This is a genomic window from Paenibacillus sp. FSL P4-0176 (genome assembly GCF_037975265.1).
GTDB lineage: Bacteria > Bacillota > Bacilli > Paenibacillales > Paenibacillaceae > Paenibacillus > Paenibacillus amylolyticus.
On the sequence record NZ_CP150242.1, the window covers coordinates 4,316,790 to 4,343,149 of the forward strand.

Genomic DNA, 26,360 nt, shown 5'->3' on the forward strand with positions numbered 1-26,360 from the left:
AACACACCTCACTTTTTTTATGTCATGCCCTCTAACTCCTGACGTTTACCCGTCTGATGCCAATGTAAATACGGATCACCGATCTGCTGGAAAGCTTCCTGAACACCCCTGTTCAGTTCCTTCATCACTTCATTTGTGTAGTTCAAATGCGTTTCTTTATTATCCACGCCATGTCTTTCCAACAACCCTACATGCGTCGCGGTGAAAATAATATCTTCCAGCAACCAATAGATGACTTCATCAGGCTGTTTCACCCGTTTCTCCAATGAGACGAGACCACGTTCGTATATTCGAACAATATACGTATCTTTTCTACTCTCTACATAGGGCACCCCATCCCATTTTAAGGTCTCAAACAAGCGGTTAACATAGTTCTGCATCTGTTCCCTAGGAAAAGATGTACGCTCTAAAAGCTGTAAAAGGATGTCTGCCAATTGTTGTTTGCTTAACATGTTGGACATGAATGCACCTGCCTCTATAAAGTAACTTCGATGACAGAATGAAAAAATGAAAAAGCTGCCCAAGGCAGCCTCCTCATATTCGTTCCTACTGTTCAATCAGGTTCCACAAAAAGTCTGATACGAAGTATTGCACTGTGCTGGTAGCTCGGCATATTCAGCCTGCTCAGGTGAGTGCGCAAACGGGTCTGAAAGAACTGCCAAAAGCTTCTGCATCACGCTAAGATCTCCGTGGTTCTCCGCTTGCTCAAGGGCTTCCTCGACCCGATGATTGCGGGGGATAACTGCTGGATTGTTCGTTCTCATCAACTGCCGAGAGACTTCCTTCTCCTCTTGCTGTCTGTCCAATCTTGCTTGCCACCGCTCATGCCATTCAGCAAATTCCGGCGTGCCAAACAAAGCTGTCCCTTCCAACCTATCAAAGGTCAATGCCAGGAACGTATTGGTGTAATCTGCACTATGTTTCTCCATGAGTTCAAGAAGCTCCTTGATCAACGCTTCATCTTCGGCCTCTTCATCCAACAAGCCCAGTTTGGCACGCATTCCCTTGAGCCAATGATGATGGTACAATTCAGAAAATTGTGCGATAGCATCCTGAGCGAGTTGCACCGCCTGTTCTTCATCTTCATGCAACAACGGCAGAAGCGTCTCGGCAAAGCGAGCCAAATTCCACCCGGCAATATACGGTTGATTACCATAAGCATAGCGACCTTGCCTGTCAATGGAGCTGAATACGGTTGAAGGATTGTAAGCATCCATAAAGGCACACGGACCATAATCGATGGTCTCACCACTAATGGCCATGTTATCCGTGTTCATCACGCCATGAATGAAACCAACACGCTGCCATTGGGCAATGAGTGCCGCCTGCCGTTTAATAACTTCCTGAAGGAGCAAAAGATAACGATTCTCAGCTTGAGCAACATCAGGAAAATGTCGATGCAACGTATAATCAGCCAATGCCCGAAGATCGTCGATAGACCCCCATCTGGCTGCATACTGGAAGGTTGCTACCCGGATATGACTGGAAGCCACACGCGTTAAAATGGCACCTGGCCGCTCTGTTTCGCGGATAATGTTTTCTCCTGTTGATACCACAGCCAGACTGCGTGTTGTTGGGATACCCAGTGCATACATCGCTTCACTAATAATATACTCTCGCAACATGGGCCCTACAGCAGCACGTCCATCTCCTCCACGAGAGTACGGTGTTCTCCCTGAACCTTTCAGTTGGATGTCCACTCGCTCGCCCTGTGGCGTAATCTGTTCACCCAGCAGCAAAGCACGTCCATCACCAAGCATGTTAAAATTGCCAAATTGATGTCCTGCATAGGCCTGAGCCAAAGGCTCGGCTCCTTCCGGAATCATATTACCTGCAAAAATTTGCGCTCCTTCATCACTGTCAAGAGACTCCACATCCAGACCCAAGGTGGATGCAAGCAGTCTATTAAAAATGATCAGCTTTGGTGATTCAACAGGCGCTGCGCCCTGACTTGTAAAAAAGGGTTGCGGTAACTTCGCATAACTATTCTCCAAGTTCCACCCTTTGTTCAACGTTTCTTGTTGCATGGTGATCACAACTCCTTTTCTGCACCAGGGATATCCCTTGGTTATATTGTAGCCTTGTGAACCAATGCTCATTTATGTAGTCGCATGGAAATTCAATTCAAGAGGTTGCTGACTTAAACGAACATCTAAAATGTTCTTGATGAAACTTTAGCATATTTGCATGTCTTTTGCATTCCTCATGAATCGTAAGCACAAAAAAATCCAAGAGGTTTCTTTGACAAGTGGGGTCATTCCCTTTCACTCCACTTCCCAGAAAACCGTCTTGGATCTATTCCGCTTACTTACTACTAGATGACACGTCTGTTATTACAAGGATTACGTGTGTGCTTCTTGAGCCTGTACAGGCTGTACTGGCAAGCTCTCTTTTTTCAGAGCAAGGTTAAAGAAGACATTAAGCAGGATCGCTGACAGGCTTCCCGTAATGATACCATCGCTAACAATAATCCGAATACTTTGAGGAAGCTGGGCAAACAGATCGGGTACAGCAGTAACACCGAGCCCAAGTGAAACGGAGCAAGCCACGATCAATAGATTGGATTGTTTGCCAAAGTCGACGTTTTGCAGCATTTTGATCCCGGATGAGACAACCATTCCAAACAGGACAACAGTCGCTCCTCCGAGGACAGCACTTGGAATAATGGTTGCAAAAGCAGCTACCTTCGGAATGAGTCCCAGAAAGACTAGAATACCTCCAGCTGCAACAACAACATTGGTCGTTTTTACTTTGGAGAGCTGAACCAAACCAACATTCTGTGCAAATGTATTGTATGGAAAAGCATTAAAGATGCCGCCCAGAACAAACGCGAGACCTTCTGCGCGATATCCCCGTGCCAGATCATTTTCGTTGATCGGTTGATCACAAATTTTGCTCAAAGCCATAAATACACCTGTTGATTCGATGATAACCACCGTACCTACAATAATCATTGTAATAATGGGGCCGATTTCAAAGGTAGGCCATCCAAAGTAAAAGGGTTGAGGTAAATGGAACCAGGAGGCTTCCTGTACAGAGGCAAAATTCACTTTTCCCATAATGGCTGCGATGAGGGTCCCCACGATAATACCAAGGAGAACAGCCAGGGATTTTACAAAACCGCGAGCATATCGATTCAGGATTAGAATGAACAGTAATACACCAAAGGAAAGCGCCAAATTGTCCAAACTTCCGAAATTCTCACTGTTTGCTCCACCCGCCATGTTTTTAATTCCCGTTGGAATCAGCGCAAGACCGATGATGGTTACCACTGTACCGATCACAACTGGCGGAAACAATTTGACGATTTTGCTGAAAAATACGGCAAAGATGACGATAAATAACCCGGCTGCGATGATCGACCCATATATGGCAGGAATTCCGTATTGCGATCCAATCGCAATCATGGGTGTCACCGCTACAAAAGAACTTCCGAGCACCGCTGGCAAACCAATACCCAAGTACTTCCCTTTCCGAGCCTGAAGCCATGTTGCAATCCCACACGTTAACAGGTCAATGGATACCAGATACGCCAACTGCTCTGCAGTCAGATTTAGTGCTCTGCCCACAAGCAAAGGCACCAGAATTGCTCCCGCATACATCGCGAGTACGTGCTGAATTCCCAGTGAAAAAACTCTCATCTTTTTGGTTTCTTTCATCCCACGTTGCCCCCCTGAAATTAGAATCAACCAAACCGCTTCAAAATCATGTTATGTTGATTCACATTATATAAACTATTCAGGGAAGTTCCATGATTCATAACATAGAATTGTGATAAGAGATAAAGAGCCCAATTAAAATTGGGCGTGTTATACAAAAGGTACTCTCAGACCGTTTATATCGTGTTATATTAGTTGACGCGGAAAATTTAAATAATTCTTTACACTCAGAAGCAATGAAACATGAACTTTGGATTTAACTTCAGTGATTCATGTAAATGCATAATGTTTGAACATCATTTCTTTCATATTCTCAGCTTGTCGAGTTAAGAGGTTTGATGTTAAAACGTTGCTCCATTACCTCTCCGTTCTGGTGAACCCTCTCCGTAAAAAACACTTCTTCTCTGTTCATCAGAACAACGGATGAAGCTCTGGTCCCATAGTCGAATTTCTCACTTCTAACAAAGATGGGAGAAAGCAAACGTTCCCATTCCAATGGAACACCTGTATGGGGTAAAAGCTCATCCACTGAAGGGTCTGCCATTTGCAGCAAACCTAATATTTGTTCTGTCAGGGTTGCTTCGTCCTCCCCTTGGATGATTTTCTCCAGCCCTTCTTTCCCACGTTTCACCTTGGGCCAATCCGTATTAATCAAGTGATTACTAATCCCGTATATTCCCGGTTTCAACTTCATCACAACATTACCCACATTAGAATAATAATAGAGGTCGTCAGGATCACCCACTAACAAATTGTAGCCAGGATAATCATTGCGACTTCTCTCCGCGTGTTGTATATATTGCTCAGGTGTGGACGTTCCCTTTAAAAAATCAGCAACCAGATCTCCTCTTGAGCCCTTGGCATGTATATCTTCATTTGGATCACGATAATTCGTAATAGCAGCCAGACGCCCACCTTTGGTTACGCCCATCCAGGTTCCCATTTTCGACAAATCCCGGCCAGCCAATATATGAGGATGGTCTTCCCAATAGTGTGCTTGAGCCGTAGGTCTGTGATAGAATTCATCCCTATTTGATCCCAATATAAGCGGATACTTTGGATGCATGTTATAAGCAAATAAAATTAAACACATGGGAATCTTCAACTCCTATATTCGTTAAACCTCTGATTTCGCGCCTTTAAATGGCATAATCAACTACAATTACATCTTCCACCCAACCATCGAGGGAAGTTACAAATGCCTGATGAGCAGGATGTGGACCATAGGCGCGCAATGCCTCCTGATCTTCAAACGTCACTCTCAATCCAATCGTATAACCTTGAATACGATCCGTTTCTTCCGTTGCATTGATTCCTGCGGTCAGCGAGACAATACCCGGTATTTGTTCCTGTAACGCGAGCAATTGATCCACCAATTCCTGCTGTTTGGCTAGCGTGGTTTTATCGTTAAATTTAAAAACAACCAAATGTTCAAACATCTTGTTATTCCTCCCATGTCCATTCGAATAATAATGCAGTTTCGTTAAATGAAGTTAATTCAACAATTCCAATCCACCCATCATATAAGGGACCACTCTGTTAGCTAATTCAGCCGGGGATTCCTGCCCGCCTTCAATATTCCATCGATATGTCATGCCATAGATCGACCAGCTTAGCATGGTTGCGGTAATTTTCAGCGTTTTGGGATCTACATCCCCCGCTACCTTGCTCATTAATTCAAGAAGGAATTGCTCCAGCTGTGTCTTGATATTTTCTTCAATAATTGGTGCAACTGTCTCATATTTTTTGATGCATCCATTACTTGAGACGTGATAATCACATAATGAAAATATAAGCTGCTGTATGGTTTCGGCTGATAACCGGGCATCCGGGTCCACCCTTTTCGTCACATATTCCATAAAAGCATCCGATAACAAGGCTTCAAGCAGTGCATATTTATCCTGAAAATGGGCGTAGAATGTAGCCCTGTTAATTGTGGCTTGTTCTGTAATGTTTTGAATCGTAATGCTGTTGAAATTTTTAATATTCAATTGGTTTAAAAACGCATCAAGAATTAATTGACGCGTGCGGATTACACGCGGATCATTCGAGTTTGGAGACAATACACCAGACATGTCCCAATCCTCCTTTGTACACAAAATATTTGGTTAGACTCCTTCATTATAGATAAGTGTTAATTGTTCAACAAGTGAAAGTAAGTGCAAAGACACCATACAATAATCCGTGTCTTTCGCTTAAGCAACAAAATGCTTCGATTGTTGATTGAGCATGCCTATACACCTTGTTAAGATTGCACTTGTACCCGCTTGAAGGTGCATAATAATGGAGGTGCTTAGTTTGAGTAATCAACAACATAACGTTATTTCTACGGAGCTTCTGTTCCAACCATACACTGTTCAAAAGTTAACCCTATCCTCGCGCATCGTCATGTCCCCCATGGCTCGTGCCTTCTCCCCGGATGGTGTGCCAGGTCCCGATGTAGCTGCATATTATCGCCGACGTGCCGAGCATGGTGTTGGACTCATTATTACAGAGGGTGCAACTATTGAGCATCCGTCTGCATCAAGTGAGCCTAGGCTCCCTCATATGTATGGAGAAGCAGCTCTTCACGGCTGGGCTGAAGTAGTCAAACAAGTCCATGAAGCTGGCGGCAAGATTTTCCCGCAAATTCTGCACTTGGGTATTACCCGCCCTTCTGGATCTCAACCTCACCCAGAAGCTGAATCTCTTAGTCCATCGGGAGTTGATATGGAAGGTACTCAAGTAGGTGCGCCCATGACGGAGGCAGAGATCGCAACTGTGATTCAAGCTTATGCAGATGCAGCAGCCAATGCACAAAGCATTGGTTTTGACGGAATTGAGCTTCACGGTGCACACGGTTTTCTGATCGATCAATTTTTCTGGAAAACAACGAATAGGAGAACAGACCGCTATGGCGGTGACCTACAGAAACGAACTCAATTCGCGGTTGAAGTTGTAATGGCAGTTCGTGCTGCGGTAGGTCCTGATTTCCCTATCGCGATGCGGATTTCCCAATGGAAGATGAATGATTATCAAGCCAGACTGTTCGACACCCCCGAACAACTGGAACAATTCCTTCATTTGCTGGTTGACGCAGGTGTAGATATCTTCCACTGCTCGACACGACGCTTCTGGGAGCCCGAGTTTGAAGGATCTGAGCTTGGATTTGCAGGTTGGGTGCGAAAGCTAAGTGGTCAAACCACCATTACCGTCGGTTCTGTGGGTATGCCAGATGAGCCTGAAGCAGGAGCAGATAAAGCAACACATCCAGGTATGAGCGAGCTTATGAAGCGATATGAACAACAGGAATTTGATCTGGTAGCTGTGGGACGTGCACTCCTTGGTGATCCAGCATGGGCTGCCAAAGTACGCGAAGGACGCCTATCCGAGATACAGGCTTTTACACCTGAAGCACTGGCTACGTTACACTAAGAACAATACCTTATTGTTCCAGAGATTTTTTCTCCACTATATATAGGTTTGAACTCATGAATCAACTATACTTAGCAAAGGGCTCGCTTTCCCTCCGGGATTGCGGGTATTTTGTTTTTAGAGATATTTGTCCGACCAAACACTTCGAGCAATAGCAATATCGTTCAAGAAAATTCCTTCTTTGCAACCTATAATGACGTTAACATACCAGAAAGAAGGTGCATCATGACTCGGGAAGTCCGGACTGTCGTATTTGATACCGATCTGCAGCTAGAAGCTTATCAATTTGAAGGCATTATGCAGAAGTTTCCCAATCATTTTCATGACTATTACGTCATAGGATTCATTGAGCAAGGCAAGCGACACCTCGTCTGCAACAACGAAGAATACATGCTGAATAGCGGAGATATGATTGTCTTTAATCCACATGATCCTCATGCCTGCGAACAGGTCGATGGCAGAACCCTCGATTATCGCTGTATCAATGTCCAGCCTGAGGTTATGCGAGAGTATGCGAGAGAGATTACTGGACAAGCTTACTTGCCACGGTTTACATCCCCCGTTCTCTACCAAAGTGAACTTGTGGGTTCCCTGCACGAGCTGCATCAGATGATTCTGGAAGAGCAATCCGATTTTTGCAAAGAAGAATTGTTACTCTTACTACTGGATCAATTGCTGCGAGATTATTCGGATGCTGAACCACCTGTTTCCACACAGGATGTTACCTTGGAGATCAGATGCATATGTGATTACATAGAAGCTCATTACATGGAGAGCATCTCGCTGAACGAGTTAGCCGACTTGACGGAGATGAGTAAATACCACCTGCTGCGTTTATTCACGCGCCAGAAAGGGATATCACCTTACCGTTATCTGGAGACGATTCGCATTAATCAAGCCAGGCGTCTGCTGGAACAAGGTCTGCTGCCGATTGAAGTAGCTGCACAGACAGGATTCAGTGACCAGAGCCATTTCACGAATTTTTTCAAAAAACTGATTGGCCTGACACCCAAGCAATATAGACGTATCTTCAATCATGATTCGGAGTTGAAACGAACCACCACTAACATCGTATGACAAGTCATCTTGGTCATCAAAACACTAAAGCCTCTACCGGACATTTACTCGCTTTGTTTACTATACTAATCTGGGGCACTACGTTTGTCTCGACGAAGGTTCTGTTGATTGACTTTACTCCAGTGGAAATTTTATTTTTCCGTTTCCTGATCGGTTATTTGATACTGTTATTGATCTATCCACGTTCACTGCGGATCGCCTCATTCAGAGAAGAATGGTTATTTATTGGAGCAGGACTATGTGGGGTGACGTTATATTTTCTTATTGAAAATATTGCTCTGGTGTACACAACAGCTTCCAACGTGGGTGTTATTGTCTCCATTGCCCCGTTCTTCACTGCCGTGCTCGCACACTTCTTCTTAGATGGCGAGAAGTTAACTCGCCGCTTCATTATTGGATTCGGGATTGCCTTGAGCGGCATAATACTCATCGCACTGAACGGCAGCTTCATTCTGCAACTGAATCCGATAGGTGATCTGCTTGCTTTCATAGCACCTGCAGTATGGGCGATCTACTCTGTGTTAATGCGGAAAATTGGCGAGCTTCGTTATCACACCATTGGCGCGACTCGCAAAGTATTCTTCTATGGCCTGATTTTCATGCTACCAGCTCTATTCCTGTTTGAATTCCATTGGGAACTCGGACGCTTCACGAACATGACCAATCTCTCCAATATTCTCTACCTCGGTCTGGGTGCCTCCGCGTTGTGTTTCGTGACCTGGAACCGGGCCGTGAATCTTCTCGGAGCTATCCAAACGAGCGTATATATCTATCTGGTGCCCGTCATTACTGTTGTGTCATCTGCACTGATTCTTCAAGAGCAGATAACCTGGGTAATTGTACTCGGTGCGTTCTTAACCCTATTTGGCTCTTACATTTCAGAACGAACAGGACACAAGCTTAACAACAAAAACACTAATCCGCATAGGGGTTAGTGTTTGCTTCATTTTTCACTGATATAACTGGACATCATGTGTGATTACCGTTGACATGCAGCAGAAGTCATTCATTTTATCTCATTCAATTGAGACATCAGAATCTCCAGTTCCTCTTGCTGCAGATGACGCCATTGCCCCCGCTCCAGTTGATCCAGCGTAATATTCATAATTCGCACGCGCTCCAGCTTCAGGACCCGATACCCCAAGGCTTTGCACATTCTGCGGATCTGCAGGTTGAGACCCTGTGTCAGAATAATACGAAATACATTGTCACTTTTCCTATACACTTCGCAGGGCTTGGTCACCACGTCCAGAATTTCAACGCCATCCGACATGGACTTTACGAATTCGTCAATTATGGGTTTGTCTACAGTCACTACATATTCTTTATCATGATTATGCTCCGAACGCATCATCTTGTTCACAATGCCTCCGTCATTCGTAAGCAAAATCAACCCCTCAGATGCCTTATCCAGCCTGCCTATCGCAAATATGCGAGAAGGATAATTCATATATTGAATGATGTTCCCCTTTACATGTTCTGCTGCTGTGCAGACAATACCCATGGGTTTGTTCAAAGCAATGTAGACAGGTTCGCTGTCATTACGAGGAATCTGATTTCCATCAATGAGTACCACATCGTGAGGTTCAACATCCGTCCCTTTTTCACATACCTTGCCATTAATCGTTATGCGTCCGGCCGCAATTAAACGGTTCGTTTCCCTGCGGGAGCAGAATCCCGTTTCACTTATGTATTTGTTAATTAACATGTGTCACCGCTTCTCATCTATAGTATTGCCACTGGTGCTTAGAGTGCTGGTACGTTCATTCGCTTCTTGCAATGAGTTAGTACCTTGTACTGATTTTCATTCCACATCATCTCATTTATACTGAAACGAAGCAATGATTGGTTATATAAAAACACATACAACGTTACATAGGAAAGCCAAATTACACTCTGGAAGGAGTTTCTCATGTACAAAGTTACTCGATTTACAGTTGACCCCGATGATCCAAACCAAGACTCTGGCATGTGGATTGGTGGAAAAACTGCATACGTTTCCGACTGGCCACTCAACCCTGAGGGGCAGCCTTTATTACATCTGTTCTCCATCAATTGCAATACACTTTCACAGCAGGTCCATATCCCTTCTTTACCACAAGATAAATATATCTCGGTCTTCTCGACCTACTCCGCTTCCGAATACTTTCTGGATCAGGTAACCTATACGGGAGATGAGCTGGAATGGAACGAGAATATTGTTGCCGGATGCACTTATGTCTCGGTATCTTCGCATCCACTCACTTCCGTATGTCCCGTTCCACCCATTCCGTTAAGCGGCGTACATTTGATTGAAATGGAGTTAGACGATCATGAGTTCCCTGCATTTTCATTTTTCTCTCCCACTGTACCAAACGGTGTGAAAGGAATTGACCATTTGCTAGAAGAACATCAACTGGTTTGTCAAATATATTCCGGAGATTTTCCTGAGCCTTATCGGGATATATTGGGTCTTCCCGATGCAAACGGTTATTTATTTTTGCGAAGTGGTCCCGCGTCTGCGCACGCACCATTCGATGGAATTTTCTTTGTGCAAACTGCTTAATGGCGATACGTTGAGGTCAGGTATCATCATATAAAACGGCTAATCAGAACGTTTCCCGTCTACTCAGACAGGGAACGTTTTTTATATATGCACGTTTTACTATCCTCGATCAATACAGATGGAAAACCCTGTTAAAAGGTCATATGAATTAAATCATATCTACCCTTTCGACACGAAATCGTTTTAGAAAAAATTTAGTACAAGAAATATTTCTCTTCATCAAAATTTAACATTATTTTACAACAAAAAGCATGTACATTTGGACAATTATGGTATAAGTTATATATGAAATAAACATAAATTACATAATATAAAATTTATATCCAACTAGGAGGCGGGCTTTTGAAAAGAATATTCGCTCTAAGCTGCGGTTTTTATCTGTTAATCGGCATAACCAGCGTTGTGCTCGGTGCACTTCTTCCTGTTTTATTGTCACATTATGAGCGCGGTTACAGTGATGGCGGATTTTTGTTATTTCTGCAGTTTCTTGGATTTCTTGTCGGTGTCATCGCAGCTCCTGCCCTGACAGCCCGTATCGGAAGAAAAGCGATGCTGACCCTAGCTCTGATCTGTATTGTAGCTGCTTATATATTACTCGGTTTTCTGCCATCCTGGTCTGTAGTTCTTCTTCTCACAATTATCGTAGGTTTCGGTTCAGGTATCATCGAACCCTCTGTAGGTGCATTCACGATCGAATTCACTGAGAATCAAAAGGCGGTCGCCATGTCCAAGCTGGATGTCTTCTTTGCTCTTGGAGCACTTCTCATCCCGGCTGTCGCTGCTTTATTCATCTGGATAGATCTGTGGCATCTTACTTTTTATACGGTGGCCGTGTTGTCACTAGTTCTCATGCTGCTGTGGATTACTATGCCCCAGCCAGCCGCACTGTATCTGGAACAGGCTGGTGAGAATACAGTGGCACATGCAGCAGGTAAAGCCCGATATTCGAGAAAACATCTGGGTCTGCTGACAATCTTCGTCATCTTCTTTTTCATCTACATGGGATTGGAACTGGGATTGATGAACTTCCTGCCCTCCATTCTCGTAGAACGACTGCAGCTTCAGGAATCTGTTGCATCGCTGAGTGTCTCCATCCTGTGGATAGCGATGATCATCGGTCGTCTTTTCTCCGGGAAAATAGCGGAAGCCGTCAACTATATGCCTTTCCTGATCTGGAGTACGGTTGGCACGCTTTTGTTTACGGTCGCTATGGTATTTGTAACTGGACAGTGGACAACGTATGTACTCATTTTCGGAACCGGTCTGTTCATGTCAGGGCTGTTCTGTATCGCACTAGTCTACGCAAATGTTCTGATTCCCGGTATGACCGAGCGGACAACCAGTATCCTGATCGCATCGGGTGGTATTGGAGGTGCCATCTTGCAGTATGTGACTGGATGGAGTATGAGTACAGGGCCTGTCGTGAATACAATCTGGATTTTGGCCGGATTCTGTCTGATCCTGCTGCTCACATTGATGGTCTCTCATCTATGGACTGTAAAAAATAATGCAGTACGTGCTGCTCTCGCACAACATAGCAAGGAAATGTAAACATCGTTTCTTAAGGGAGGTGATGCCCGCATCATCCGGATTGTTGAGCTTCGTTCGAGCTAGTACACCATTATATTGGAGGAAATCGTATGCAAACTTTAACCAACAACCGCTTCATAGCCGGAAAAGGGATTAAGTTGATTGACGATTCAGGTGTTGAATACCTGGATGGCGTGTCGGGCACGTTCAATCTGTCACTGGGCTATAATCACCCACATGTTGTCAGCAAAATTCAGGAACAAGTCGGCAATCTGACGCATATGTCTTCCTCCTTCACCGAACCGTACGTAAATGAAGTACTTGATCACTTAATCGAATATGCTCCAAACGACATTAATGCCGGATGGATGCGGGATATCACTGGTTCAACTGCCAACGAATGTGCAACCAAAATTGCACAGAAGTATACCGAATCAACAGACATCATCAGCCTGTATCTGTCCCATCATGGGCAGACCCAATTTGCCACTGGGATTTCGGGGAATGCCTTTAGACGGAAACGCTTCCCCAATTCGGCTGTGGCTAACGCTGTCCATGTACCTGCCCCATACTGTTATCGTTGCCCATTCAAATCCTCAAATGGAGACTGCGGCTATCAATGCGTTGAAGCTATATCTGATGCGATAGAATATGCAAGTTCCGGCTCAGTCGCCTGCATGATTATCGAACCCATTCTCGGAAATGGCGGCAATATCATTCCTCCTGCCGGATATTTCAAACGACTGCGTAAACTGTGTGATGAGTACAATATTATTCTCATTGCTGACGAAGTACAGACAGGAATCGGTCGTACCGGAACCATGTTTGCCAGCGAACTGTTTGATATCCAGCCTGATATGATTACCCTTGCAAAAGGTCTTGGCGGGATCGGCGTACCTGTTGCTGCGGTTTTAATGCAATCCCGGCTGAACGTGCTCGAAAAGCACGAACATTCCTTCACCTCAGGAAGTAATCTGATCTCCGTAACTGCTGCCAAATCCACCTTGGAAGTGGTATCCGAACCCGGGTTTCTGGATGCGGTGAAACGCAAAGGTGAAATTTTGGGTGAGTTGCTGCATGAATTGGCTATGAAATACCCAAGTATCGGTGAAGCTCGTGGTGTCGGGTTAATGTGGGGGTTGGAGATTGTAGGTGACGGTAATGAACCGGATACGCTCAAAACCAATGCCATTGTTGACCGTGCTTTTACAGATGAGCATCTGATCTTGAGAAGTTCAAGATATGGCTTCGGTAACGTTGTTAAGGTCCGGCCTTCCCTTACCACAACCGAAGACGAACTGGTTGAGATTGTAGAGCGGCTGGATTCGGTGCTTGCCAGCGTTAATTAAAACATTTCAATGCAACTGTTCGAAGTGGTCGTTTCGGTTACGAATCGTTCTTATGATCGCTGTTATCCACGGATTTTCTTGATTTCCCTTTCCCAAGGGAAAAATCCATTGATAGCGTATGCTTTCGAAGCAGCTTTCTGAAAACTTTGAGGCGAATGCTCCGCTTCTCCAGGATCAATTTCGTCCCTTCACTACTTTCGTATCTTGTCTGAAACTGTTTTCAAATGAATCGCTATATTTATATTTTTTATTATTATAAGGAGGTTATATCATGCTTGCATTGGTATACAAATCGGCTTGGGATGTGGCGCTTGAGGAACGGCCTGTCCCGGAAATTACAAGAGATAATCAGGTGTTGGTTCGTATTCGGGCGACAGGTGTATGTGGTACCGATCTCGGTATTGTCAGCGGCAAATATCATGCAGTTCCTTCTGTCATTCTCGGTCATGAGTCTGCCGGGGAAGTCATTGATGTTGGCTCTGCGGTAACGACATTACAAGCGGGCGACCGTGTTGTGATCGACCCTACCTACTATTGCGGACAGTGTGACATGTGCAGAACAGGCAGACAAAATCATTGCACACATAAGTCTGTTACCGAGACAGGTGTGAGTGCTGACGGAACATTTACAGATTATTATGTGACCGAGGATCGTTTTTTGTACAAATTGAAGGAGCATGTGAGCTATGAAGAAGCAACTTTGACGGAACCACTCAGCTGTATGCTGACGGGGATTAATCAGATTCATCTACTGCCGAATTTCAGAACAATCATCCTCGGTGCAGGCCCGATCGGCATTCTGTACAGCTACGCGCTCGCTTCCAAAGGGGTTACCGGCTGTCTGGTTGACATCTCCGAAGAACGCTTAGCCATTGCCGGTTCCATTGCACCTGATCGTTGGGAAGTTCATTCATCCTTCGAAAATGCCATAGAATTACTGTCACCCGCAACCCAGCAGGTCGATATGATTGTGGATACAACGGGCGTTGTGGGCACACAAGTACTTTCCCAGCTCGCCAGCGGCGGTTACCTGATGCTGGTTGGTCTGAGAGATGGAAACACATCCTTCAATCCCAAAGAAGTTGTGGACCGCAGTCTGAAAATTATTGGTTCCATCGATTCTCTGGGAACATTTGCAACCGCACATTATATGATTGAACAAGGGATTATTCCGGCAAAAAAAATCATCACCCACTCCTTCCCGTTGGAGGATTACGAAGAAGCATTCCGCACACTTGGCTGTGATATCCAGGGACGCACACTTCAAGCCTCTTCACATGCCATTAAAGTTGTGCTGCAATCCAGCGGTTCCAGTTTCTGAAGTGGAACGTTAACCATGAATGGATTACATTAGAGATATATGTATACACAATCCTGGAGGAGGAATACAACATGGCAGCGAACAAAGAATCTAACGGACTGGGAGCCCCCAATGATGACATCATTCAAGCGGTCATTTTTGACATGGATGGTGTACTGATTGACAGCGAACCGATTTATTTTGAGATTGAGCGCAGCTCTTTTACCCATTTTGGAGCAAGGGTGACTGATGAAGAACATCATAACTATGTAGGAGTTACGCTGGAATCCATGTGGCAACAAGTATTGGACAAGCATCAACTGACAGCTACGCTGGAAGAAATATTTGCTTATCATCAGCATAATGTGATGCAAACGATGCTCGCCCATTCGAATCTGACGGCAATGCCTTCCGTGGAACGCTGGTTAAGCTGGCTGCATGAGCAACATATACCCATAGCCGTTGCTTCTTCCTCTCCACGTGCACTGATTGATTTGATCATGGACAAAACCGGACTTGGACAATACTTTGAGGTGCGAATGACAGGTGAGGAAGTTACAAACGGCAAGCCGGCACCAGATATTTTCCTGACCACCGCTGAGATGATTGGTGCATCTCCTTCGAATTGTCTAGTGATCGAGGACTCGCGCAATGGTGTTCAGGCCGCCAAAAGTGCAGGCATGCGCTGCATAGGATATCGTAATCCGGGATCAGGCAACCAGGACTTGTCCAAAGCCGATCTTCAGATTTCCAGTTACGATGAGTTATGGACATTGAAGGATACACTGCCCTTTGAAGGCAGATTTCCAAGTTTGTCAAAGTTTCGCTGAGAAGATCGTAATAAAAGATCATAATTTTCGGAATGTATTTAGAAAAAAACAACCCAAACGGCTTCAATTCATTCGAATTGGAGCTGTTTGGGTTTTGCTTGCTGCAATGGGTATTACATGAGGACACATACTGTAATTTCAACTAAACCGAAAGATCGAGACTTCTACCCAGATTGGGATGAGGAGCAGGCATTGACTTCAACATTTCTGCCATCTGCTGGCCTTGCTGCTGTGCCATGTCTTTTGTAATCGACATCACTTGCAAGCTTGCCGACTGCACTACTGAAGCTTGGCTCATCGCCATTGATAATGCTGCAATATCCATGTTCTGCACTCCTTTCGCTTTCTGATTACATAGATGTACTTATTATATATCGGTCAGAAGGGAGGAATTGTTAAAAGGTAGATCAGAATGTATACGGAGGCTTCTTTCGTTTCCACGATCTGTTGAATGAACATTCGCAATTTCAATAGTTGATCTGCCACGTTGGTGAAATCACAATGTTGATCCAAACACATAAGAGACTTCATTTCTCCATCTACAGTAATTTTCCAGTTTCTTCATTAACGGAGCATAAAAAGAGGCGTCCCATAAGTCATGAGCATGACTGAGGACACCCCTTATTAACGTTAATTTATTCTAATGAACCTGGCACACGCTATTCGCTCTGATTTGCACAGGTCTGTGGTGTAACGAATCACAGAGACGTTATTACGTCGATTGGGTCGATTTTTCGGTTCTGACACCCTGATATGATGAAATAACGTTACTGAGGTTCGTTTAAGTTTGCCATTCACGTCTAATAACTGTTCGACGTACTCAACGCAAGTTCGTTTATTTTAACTTCCGGGTTACTTACCACCTGTTGAATCATGGAAATAAAGTGTTTTTGAATCTGTTCAACGGTAGATAAGTCATACACATTGGCATTGTACATCAATATGATCTTCATATTTTCATGAGGCTTGACAATCAAAGTAAAATCAAAACTATTGTGTTCTGTACCCCCAACATTCATAATCTCAAGCGGTGTTTCACCTTTCTGACCCAGACTCTCCATTCGGTTCTCTACCGGGAAGTTCTGATATACAACAACATGGTTAATCAGAGATTGTTTTTGCTTGGTCAGATTTTGAATATCATATAACGAATACGTATCATATGCATGTGACTCCACAGCTTGTGCCTGATTCCTTTTCATTAGAGATATAAATGACTCATCTGCCTTAGCCTGGATACGAACAGGAATCGCATTAATAAATAATCCAATCATGCTTTCGATCCCAGGAATGACAGGCGGTCTGCCCGACACAACACTTCCGAATACAACATCGTTGCTTTCATTGTATTGCTGCAACAATACACCCCAGACCGTCTGCACTAATGTATGGAGCGTTACATGCTGCTGTTCCGCAATCTGTTTCATTTGCTCGATTAGTACATCATCCAAATAACAGTTTAACGTTCTGGAATCCTGTCTTTCATGTTTCGGTTTGATTTTTTCTCCAGGCAATTTCGTTTGTCCTTCATAACCCTTCAGGTAATGAGTCCAATACGTTATTGCACCTTGATGATCTTGCTGTTCCAGCCATTCGATGAATTGACTATATGGGGTTAATAGAGTCACTTGAGGCTTTCTATTTTCCCGAATCGCAAAATAATTTTCAAATATCTCTTTGCTTACAAGAGACATACACCAGCCGTCCATCAAAATATGGTGAAAACTCCATATGACGCGGTATTCCTCAGGCTCTATTCTCAAAACAGACATACGGATTAGCGAATCTCGTTGTAAGTCAAATCCTCTTGCCTTGTCCTGCTCGATATACTCGTCAACATACGTTTTACGTTGCAGCTCACTTGTGCCAGCTACAACTTCATAGTTAAATTCAAATTTCTTCTCTTGATACACGATTTGAAGAGGGATATCCACGAAATCACTGTAAAAATTAGTTCTTAATATCGCATGCCTTTGCATTAATTGATCCAAACTTTGCGCAAAAGAGGCAACATCCAAATCTCCACGCATATCAAACATGATTTGTACAAAGTAAGCGCCCGAAATCGGATTCCGTTCACTTTCGTACAACATTTCCTTCTGTAATGGTGTAAGTGGGTACACATTTTCAATTTGGCCGATGTGCCCAGTTTGTTCCACAATTTGATCCAATTGATCAATGGTTAATGACTTGCATGAAATATCACTTGGCGTCAGCTCGGTTTGTTCCTTCGTTACACAATGTTCAACGACTCTATTAAGACCTTCCTTATAGAGACAAGCCAATTGCTCCATCGTTTCCCGGCGATATTGTTTTGAACTATAGTTAATGGACAGCGACAACCGACCCTCTGTAACAATGCCATTGATATTCAGCACAAAAGGTCTCTTGTTGTTTTCACTTACGGATGGCCCGCTGGAAAAAGGCGAGAATTTAATGCCATCTTGGCCCGAATCCTGATTCACCTGTCCCATATAATTGAAACTAATTTCGGGATTTTTCGCTAACTTGAATCCTTCATTTCCATGTGACAAATACCTCGAAATTCCGTAACCAATGCCCTTGGTTGGAATCTGGCGCAGTCCTTCCTTGACGGCCTTAATCTTCCTTGATAAGTCAGCCCCGGACTCCATCGTAATCATAACGGGGTACATGCTCGTAAACCATCCCACTGTACGCGTAATGTCCAGCTCTGGCAGGATGTCTTCTCTACCATGCCCTTCCAGATTTACGAGGATTTCTCCCATGCCTGTCCAATCATGAACAGCCATTCCTAATGCGGTTAGCAATATATCATTAATTTCCGTATGGTACGCATGATGTGTTTGCTTTAATAATTGCTCGGTTTCCGCAGCTGTCCAATGAATGGTGATCGTTTCACTATCTTTGCCAATCGTCTCATCACAATCCATATCTTTAGGCAGCGGGCTTAGCTGGGCCTGCTCCACACGACTCCAGTATGGATTCTCTTGCTTCATCGCCGGGCTGTCTGCAAACGTAGACAATTGTTCTGCCCATTGTTTAAACGAGGTCGTTTTTTGAGGAAGTTGGATTTCTTCACCTCTCAAGAACTGGTCTTGTCCTGTCTGAATATCTTCATATAAAATACGCCATGAAACCCCGTCTACCAACAAGTGATGGATGGCAATAAGCAGGTGATCCCCTTCAGCACATTGGAACAACCCAAGTTTGATCAAAGGTCCGTAAGACAGATCCATACCACTCTGAATTTCTTTTGCTTTATTTTCAATGAACGATGCAGGATCTGCTTCTGTTTTGAGGTCAACGATTTCAAGGCTGTATAATCCATCTTCGTCTGCCCCTCGATTCCACGCTTTATATCCGCCTTCAGGCGCTTGTCGATAAAGGATGCGGAGAGCATCATGCTGTTTAACGATCTTATCCATGATGCTGTGAATAAAGCGAACATCAAACCCTTTTTCACGAAAGAACATCATTTCCTGATTGTAATGATGTGCGTCTACCATATTTTGATCAAAGAACCAGCGCTGAACAGGTGTCAGCATCACTTGTCCCGTAACTTCCCCTTGGTCAGAAATAGTGCTCACAGATGTAACGTGTTCACTCAACTCTGCTACTGTCGGATAGGTGAAGAAATGCTTCATTTCCACTTTATACCCTGCTTGAAGCAGTCGTGAGGAAACTTGAATACATTTAATCGAATCGCCCCCGAGTTCAAAGAAATGATCTGATGTGCTAATCTTTTGAACACCAAGCACAGCTTCCCAGGCAGAGACTATCGCTTGTTCTACAGCGTTTTGTGGTGCCATATACTCGGTGCCTTTTTGCATATGTTCTTGTGGAGATGGCAATGCCTTTCGGTCAACCTTTCCATTGGATGTTAACGGTATATGCTCTAATTGAACAAAATAAGACGGGATCATATAATCCGGAATTTCATGAGATAATGCCATTCTGATTTTCTTTGCTGTCAGTGAGCTGTCGCCTTTCCAATACGCACACAACTGCTTCGAACCATCCTCATGCTCACGGGCAATAACGACCGCTTCCTGAATGGAGTCTATTTGCAAAAGCGCAGTTTCCACTTCGCCAAGCTCAATTCGGTAACCGCGAATTTTCACTTGATGATCGATTCGTCCCAGATATTCAATATTTCCATCCGGCAGCCATCTTGCGGCATCTCCTGTGCGATACATTTTCCCTTCTGTAATCGAGGGATGATCAACAAATTTCTCTGCGGTTAAATCAGGCCGGTTCAGATAACCTCTGGCAAGGCCCTCACCTGCTACAACTAATTCTCCCTGAACACCGATCGGTTGAATGCGTTGATGTTTATCCAAAATATAGGTCTGCAACGTTGGGATTGGTTTTCCAATATTGCTCTTTCCAGCATGTATTTCAATGTCGGTTATTTCCTTATACGTTACATGAACCGTTGTTTCGGTTATCCCATACATATTAATTAACTGGATAAATGGATATTTCAGCTTCCATTCCTTCAATAACACGGGATTGAGGGCTTCTCCTCCAAAAATCACTTTTCTTAATTTCAGATCTGCTGCATGATCTGCCAGTTCTTCCCGAAGAAGATGATAGAAATACGTTGGCGTTTGATTCAATATCGTCACTTGCTCGTTTTTTAACAATTGTAGAAATTGTTCCGGACTTTTTGCCGTCATTTGAGGTACGATAACCAGTTTTCCGCCATAGAGCAATGCTCCGTACATTTCCCATACCGAAAAATCAAAACAAAAGGAATGGAATAATGTCCATGTATCTGATGCATTAAAATCAAACAAATTTTTACTATTGAACAACAATCGCACCACATTTTTATGTTCAATACATGTCCCTTTTGGTTTACCTGTCGTTCCTGAGGTATAGATTACATATGCCAGGCCTGTTGGTGCAGCAGTCATTCCCAAATTGGAATGATCTTCATGATAGGACTCAGGTAGATCCAGGCAAACGACCTCTCCTGCAAAAGAGATGCGTTCTTGCAAATGACTTTGCATTAATAATACATGTACACCCGAATCCTCAAGCATGTAGTTTATACGATCCTCCGGATATTCAGGATCAATCGGCACGTATGCGCCACCCGCTTTCAAAATCGCAAGGATTCCTACAACCATGTCTAGCGAACGATCAGCGATGATCCCGATTAACTGATCATTTTGAATGCCTTTAGCCTTCAGCGTTCTTGCCAATTGGTTGGCTTTCTCGTTCAGCCCTTGATAGGTCAAATGTTGATCCTCATATACAACCGCAACGTTTTCGGGAGTTATTGCCGCTTGTTCCTCAAACAGTCCATGAATCGTCTTGTCCATTGGGTATTCAGCCATAGAATCATTAAACTGTTCCAAAATTTGTGTTTTCTCCTGTGTTGTCGTCAAGTCAATGTCATGGATCGCAATATTCGGATTGTTGACCACTTGCTCCAACATCTGAATCAAGTGACCTTGAATGCGTTCTACGCTTGCCCGGTCATAGACGTTAGCATTGTAATAGAACATACATTTCATCGATTGGCCTGGTTTAATAATCAGGTTAAAGTCATAATTTGTTTGTTCATCTGCTTCTACATTCGTAATCCGAAGAGCTGTCTCTTCCTGATCCCCAAACTGTTCCATAATGCCCTGTACAGGATAATTTTCGAATATCAGGATATGATCAATCAAATGTTGCTTTTGCGATGTTTCCGCTTGAATCTCGTATAACGGATACGTGTCATGTGGATGCGAAGCGACAGCATGTTCCTGATTCCGCTTCATAACCGCTGCAAATGTCTCGTTACCTTGAGTCTGAACGCGTACAGGAATGGTATTGATGAATAAACCAATGATTCGCTCAACTCCAACAATCGCCGCAGGTCTGCCCGACACCACGCTTCCGAATACAACATCCTCACTGCCGTTATATATCTGTAGCAACATTCCCCAGGCTGTCTGCATGAACGTGTTCAGCGTCACCTGATTCTGACTGGCCACTTGTGCGAGCTGTCCGGTTAATTCCTGACTAAGTGTACAAATCATATGCTCTGAATGATATTCATCACTCTTCGTAATTGAATGTTCTTTTGGCAAAGTGGTCTGCTCATCATAACCTTGCAGATAGTCACGCCAGTATTTCAGGGATTCTTCATGATCTTGGTTGTCCAGCCATTCAATATAGTGTTTGTATGGAATCGTACTCTTTGCCTCCAGTTTTCGTTGTTCCTGAATAGCAAAGTATCCATCAAACAACTCCTGGATGACAAGAGACAGGCACCAGCCATCCATCAAAATATGATGATAATTCCAAATGAAACGATAGGTTTGATCATGCGTTTGCAAGATCGAAATACGCATTAACACATCCTGAGACAGGTCGAAACCTTTTATTTTATCTGCTCTTGTATATTCTGCCACGTATGCTTCACGATCTTTTTCATTCATCTCACGCAAATCTTCGTATGTTAGCCCATTCCGTTTATGACGGTATACCACTTGCAGAGGTCCATTATTCCATTTGCTATGAAAATTTGTTCTGAGAATCGAATTACGCTGCATCAACTGATCCAGACTCTTCGTAAATGCTTCCACGTCTAACGGACCATGAAGATCCAGCGTGGTTTGAAGGAAATACGCTTCAGACTTTGAATGAAGCAAATGATGAAAGAACATTCCATTTTGCATCGGTGACAAAGCATATATATCTTCGATTTCACCAATGTGTTCCGATTCTTGAACAAATCCTTCTAATTCTTCAATGGTAATTCCTTTTAACGTTAGATCACTTGGTGTACATTCCGGCTTCTCTTTTGTCACACAATGCATCACGATTTCTTGCAGATGATCTCTAAAATATGTTACCACTCGCTCCATCGTTTCTTTTTGATATTGGGTGCGACTATACCGAAGGGACAACGTCAATTTGCCTTCCACAATTAAGGCATTCATATCGATAAGAACATTTCTTCTGTGATTGTCGCTTGCTGTTGCTCCGCCTGGATAGGGAGAGATCTGCATCCCGCTATTCTGAAGATCCTGATCAAATTGACCCAAATAGTTAAAACTAATTTCAGGATTCAAGGTAAAGGGCGTTTCTTGCTGATGTGCACTTAAATATCGTAAAATACCATAACCAATCCCTTTTTTAGGGATTTGACGAATCATTTCTTTGTTTGTTTTGATGAAAAGAGACATATTTGAACTTGCTTCCATATCAAGTACAACCGGATACTGGCTCGTAAACCATCCGATCGTTCGTGTAATATCGAGATCCGGTAAAATTTGTTCTCTTCCATGTCCCTCCAGATTGACCAGCACTTTATCCATGCCCGTCCATTGGTGAATAGACATGCCTAATGCATGGAGCAGCAAATCGCTAATCTCCGTTTTATACGCACGATTCGCTTGTTTTAATAATTGTTCCGTTTCTGCCGCTGACCATTCCATCGTGATCTCTTCACTGTCTTTTTCCAGTGCATGATCCGCTTCGAAATCTGTAGGTAACGGCTTATAGCTCGCTTGTTCAATTTCATTCCAATATGCAATTTCTTTCGTTACCGCATCACCGTTCGCATACAACTGGAGCTGTTCTGCCCATAATTGGAATGAAGCCGTTTTTTGCGTTAGTTGAATCGATTCTCCATCACTTAATTGTTCATATCCCCTCGATAGGTCTTCAATCAAAATTCGCCATGAAACCCCGTCGATGACGAGGTGATGAATAACGATTAATAGATGATCTCCGTCTGCACATTGAAATACGCCCAGCTTCATCAAGGGTCCACGTTCCAAAGTGAACGTGCTTTGCATTTCATTTGCCTTCTTCACGATTTCTTGAGACGGATCTGCTAATGACTTGAAGTCCATCACTTCAAGTGTATATAAGGATTCCCTTGCCAACCCTTCATTCCATGCTTCATAACCCTGTTCTGTAAGGCGATATACCATGCGAAGTGCATCATGATGCTCACTCAATTTATCGAATACACGGCGAAGTGTGGCTTCGTGAAAACCTTCTTTCCGATACAACATCACGGACTGATTATAATGATGGGCGTCCACCTTGTATTGCTCAAAAAACCAATGCTGGATTGGAGTCAGCATCACTTTTCCAGTGATGATTCCCTGTTCTGACATGGTACTTATGGGTTGAACATAGGGAATCAAGCTTGCTATGGTTGGATTTTTAAACAGATGATCCATCTGCACCTGGTAACCTGCTTGATATAACCTCGAAGAAACTTGAATGGATTTAATCGAATCTCCTCCAAGTTCGAAGAAATTATCCAAAATCCCAATGTTCTCTACCCCAAGTACCTCTTCCCAGATCGATACAAGTTGTTGTTCCACCATCGTTCGGGGTGCTTCGTACTCCATGCCCTTCAACATATGTTCTTGGGGAGCAGGCAAAGCTTTGCGATCGATTTTCCCGTTAGACGTGAGCGGCATCTGATCCAGCTGTACAAAATAGGACGGAATCATGTAGTTTGGCAGTTGCTGGGACAGCGCCTCCCGCAGTTCCCCGATCGTGATTGCATCCTCTCCTACCAGGTACGCACATAATTGTTTGGTTCCCGTTTCATCTTCTCTGGCTATGACGATGGCCTCTTTTATCTGGGTACTATTTAGAAGAGCCGTCTCCACTTCACCAAGTTCAATCCGGTGTCCACGAATTTTCTCTTGATGATCCACCCTTCCTATATACTCTATGTTCCCATCGGGCAGCCATCTTGCGAAGTCACCTGTCTTGTACATTTTTGCTTCCGAAACAAATGGATCATCCACGAATTTCTCCGCAGTCAGATCTGGACGGTTCAAGTAACCTCTGGATAGCCCTGCTCCGGCTACACATAACTCTCCCTGAACTCCAATAGGCTGCAATTCATTCCGTTCTCCTAAAATGTAGACTCTATTGTTCGCAATAGGCTTCCCAATTGAGATATTTTGATCTGCCGACTTGATCGACAGAACTGTGGATACAACACTATTTTCGGTTGGACCGTATTCATTACACACTTCGATGCGTGGATTGATGCGCTGCAATTTGTGTATTAAGGCAGGAACAATCTTCTCTCCCGCAGCCACCACATTTTTCATGGATGCCCAATCTTCCGCGTTGACTTGTTCCAATAGAGTCATCAAGAAACTGGGTGGACTTTGGATGTGCGTGATTTGCTGTTTTTTGACCATCGTATTGATGGCTATAGCATCTTTACACTGTTGCTGGTTTAACAAGTACACTGTCGAGCCAGATATCATCGGACCAAAGAAATGAGTAATAAATGAATCAAAAACGAAAGGATTCAGCATTAATACCCGATCATTTCCGGTAAAATGATAAAAATCCGATTTCCATTGCAGGGAATTCACAATGCTGGCATGTTCAATCATTACGCCTTTGGGATGACCTGTTGTTCCAGACGTGTAGATCATATATGCCAAATCACTGGAGATCGCTCCATCGTCCAAATTTAAATGATGGTCATGGTGATTTATTTCAGAATCCAGAATGACACATGTCCCCGCATAATGTTCCGGCTTTTGTATATGACTTTGATGCAGCAACCAAGCCACTTTTGAATCCTCAAGGATATAGTGAATACGATCTGCCGGATATTCCGGATCGATTGGGACATATGCCCCGCCAGCTTTTAGAATACCGAATAAACCTATGATCATCTCAAGTGAGCGCTCTGCCATAATGCCAACGAACTGACCCGCCTGCACCCCCTTAGCTTGAAGCGATCGGGCCAATTGGTTGGATTTTTGATTTAACTCTCTGTACGTTAACTGTCTATTCTCAAATACGACTGCCGGATGGTCCGGTGTTCGTTCCACCTGTTCTTCAAATAATTGATGCATTGTTTTGTTCTGTGGATACTCAACCCTTGTATCGTTAAAGTCATATAACAGCTTGTTTCGATGAAACTCTGATAACATATCAACTTGACTTAACTCCAGATCAGGTTGGTTTAGAACTACGGAAAACAATTGGTCAAGATGCTCTACAATTTGTACCATATAATCGCGATCATAACGATCATCATCATAAACTAATCTTAACTGAATGGAGTCGTTCTCTAGATCAAAGTGGAACATTGTCGCCGCTTTTACGTGATTTTCATCAAGTGCAGGATGAATTTCATTCAACGAAACCAAGGTATGAATTAGAGGTACATGGTTCGAATCATACTGAACATTTAAACGTTCAACCATTTTTCTGAAAGGGATTCGTTGATGCTGAATGGCTTCGGTTAAACTGATCTTCACTTGATTAAATAAGGATTTGAATGACATCGCTTGATTGATATTATTTTTTAAGACAAGAACCTTATTCGAGAGCGATAGATCAGTGTTCTTTTCTTCCATCGTTGGTATACCAATAATCATCTTGGTTTCATTCGTGTATTTATATAACAGACACTGAACTCCCGTTAATAAGATCGTATATATCGCCATAGGAGCATTTCGCGACATGGACTTGATTTTATATGAAACATCGGCTGACAAAGACTTATATATATCATTCTGGTGCTGCGTATCGTCTGGGTGTTTGGAGGTTGTCTTGCAATAAGGCAAATGAACAAGATGATCATCATCTTCAAATCGGCTTGCCCAATACGATTCCTGTTTCTTAAAAATAGACATACGGCACCCCGATCACTTTATATTTTTAGGTTAG

At 43.6% G+C, this 26,360-nt stretch carries 17 protein-coding genes; 8 read left to right on the forward strand and 9 right to left on the reverse strand.

Annotated elements, in window-relative coordinates; translation table 11 throughout:
• Nucleotides 1–17: 17 nt before the first annotated feature.
• The 6 genes from MKY95_RS19885 to MKY95_RS19910 form a co-directional block, all read right to left on the reverse strand.
• Nucleotides 18–461 carry an Imm63 family immunity protein gene (locus MKY95_RS19885; RefSeq protein WP_339194109.1) on the reverse strand — a complete coding sequence of 148 codons (444 nt, stop codon included), beginning with the start codon at nt 459–461 and terminating at the stop codon, nt 18–20.
• Between the two features lie 96 nt (nt 462–557).
• Nucleotides 558–2,027 carry a YdiU family protein gene (locus tag MKY95_RS19890; RefSeq protein WP_339194111.1) on the reverse strand — a complete coding sequence of 490 codons (1,470 nt, stop codon included), beginning with the start codon at nt 2,025–2,027 and terminating at the stop codon, nt 558–560.
• A 315-nt stretch (nt 2,028–2,342) separates the two neighbouring features.
• Nucleotides 2,343–3,659, reverse strand: a complete 1,317-nt coding sequence (locus MKY95_RS19895) for a nucleobase:cation symporter-2 family protein (RefSeq protein ID WP_100527352.1) — start codon at nt 3,657–3,659, stop codon at nt 2,343–2,345.
• 313 nt (nt 3,660–3,972) lie between these two features.
• Nucleotides 3,973–4,752, reverse strand: a complete 780-nt coding sequence (locus tag MKY95_RS19900; RefSeq protein WP_339194113.1) for an NRDE family protein — start codon at nt 4,750–4,752, stop codon at nt 3,973–3,975.
• 46 nt (nt 4,753–4,798) lie between these two features.
• Complete coding sequence (locus tag MKY95_RS19905; RefSeq protein ID WP_339194114.1) at nt 4,799–5,098, reverse strand: Dabb family protein; 300 nt, start codon at nt 5,096–5,098, stop codon at nt 4,799–4,801.
• Between the two features lie 54 nt (nt 5,099–5,152).
• Nucleotides 5,153–5,734, reverse strand: a complete 582-nt coding sequence (locus MKY95_RS19910) for a TetR/AcrR family transcriptional regulator (RefSeq protein WP_253501048.1) — start codon at nt 5,732–5,734, stop codon at nt 5,153–5,155.
• Between the two features lie 223 nt (nt 5,735–5,957).
• Between MKY95_RS19910 and MKY95_RS19915 the strand changes: the two genes are divergently transcribed.
• The 3 genes from MKY95_RS19915 (at nt 5,958) to MKY95_RS19925 (ending at nt 9,085) form a co-directional block, all read left to right on the forward strand.
• Complete coding sequence (locus tag MKY95_RS19915; RefSeq protein WP_339194116.1) at nt 5,958–7,073, forward strand: NADH:flavin oxidoreductase; 1,116 nt, start codon at nt 5,958–5,960, stop codon at nt 7,071–7,073.
• A 225-nt stretch (nt 7,074–7,298) separates the two neighbouring features.
• A complete protein-coding gene (locus tag MKY95_RS19920; protein ID WP_339186868.1) occupies nt 7,299–8,150 on the forward strand; it encodes an AraC family transcriptional regulator in 852 nt (283 codons plus the stop codon).
• The gene (locus tag MKY95_RS19925; protein ID WP_339186867.1) at nt 8,147–9,085 is read left to right on the forward strand and encodes a DMT family transporter; all 939 of its coding nucleotides are present in this window, start codon (nt 8,147–8,149) and stop codon (nt 9,083–9,085) included. Before MKY95_RS19920 ends, MKY95_RS19925 begins: the two co-directional genes overlap by 4 nt.
• Nucleotides 9,086–9,156: 71 nt before the next feature.
• Here MKY95_RS19925 and MKY95_RS19930 read toward each other — a convergent pair whose 3' ends face one another.
• Complete coding sequence (locus tag MKY95_RS19930; RefSeq protein WP_339194118.1) at nt 9,157–9,858, reverse strand: pseudouridine synthase; 702 nt, start codon at nt 9,856–9,858, stop codon at nt 9,157–9,159.
• Nucleotides 9,859–10,062: 204 nt separating this feature from the next.
• Here MKY95_RS19930 and MKY95_RS19935 point away from each other — a divergent pair, with 204 nt between their 5' ends.
• From MKY95_RS19935 to MKY95_RS19955, 5 genes are all read left to right on the forward strand, one after another.
• On the forward strand, nt 10,063–10,695 hold the full coding sequence (locus MKY95_RS19935) for a DUF1963 domain-containing protein (protein ID WP_339194120.1): 633 nt from the start codon (nt 10,063–10,065) through the stop codon (nt 10,693–10,695).
• 342 nt (nt 10,696–11,037) lie between these two features.
• Nucleotides 11,038–12,246, forward strand: a complete 1,209-nt coding sequence (locus MKY95_RS19940) for an MFS transporter (RefSeq protein WP_339194121.1) — start codon at nt 11,038–11,040, stop codon at nt 12,244–12,246.
• An 89-nt stretch (nt 12,247–12,335) separates the two neighbouring features.
• A complete protein-coding gene (locus tag MKY95_RS19945) occupies nt 12,336–13,574 on the forward strand; it encodes an aspartate aminotransferase family protein (RefSeq protein WP_076328498.1) in 1,239 nt (412 codons plus the stop codon).
• Nucleotides 13,575–13,845: 271 nt separating this feature from the next.
• Nucleotides 13,846–14,895 (forward strand): alcohol dehydrogenase catalytic domain-containing protein, encoded by a 1,050-nt coding sequence (locus MKY95_RS19950; RefSeq protein WP_036613515.1) that lies wholly within the window; start codon nt 13,846–13,848, stop codon nt 14,893–14,895.
• A 71-nt stretch (nt 14,896–14,966) separates the two neighbouring features.
• Nucleotides 14,967–15,704, forward strand: a complete 738-nt coding sequence (locus MKY95_RS19955; protein ID WP_036613512.1) for an HAD family phosphatase — start codon at nt 14,967–14,969, stop codon at nt 15,702–15,704.
• A 142-nt stretch (nt 15,705–15,846) separates the two neighbouring features.
• Here MKY95_RS19955 and MKY95_RS19960 read toward each other — a convergent pair whose 3' ends face one another.
• Both MKY95_RS19960 and MKY95_RS19965 read right to left on the reverse strand, forming a co-directional pair.
• Nucleotides 15,847–16,029, reverse strand: a complete 183-nt coding sequence (locus MKY95_RS19960; protein ID WP_036613510.1) for a YjfB family protein — start codon at nt 16,027–16,029, stop codon at nt 15,847–15,849.
• Nucleotides 16,030–16,504: 475 nt separating this feature from the next.
• Nucleotides 16,505–26,326, reverse strand: coding sequence for an amino acid adenylation domain-containing protein (locus MKY95_RS19965; protein ID WP_339194124.1), 9,822 nt, complete (start codon nt 26,324–26,326; stop codon nt 16,505–16,507).
• Between the last annotated feature and the right edge of the window lie 34 nt (nt 26,327–26,360).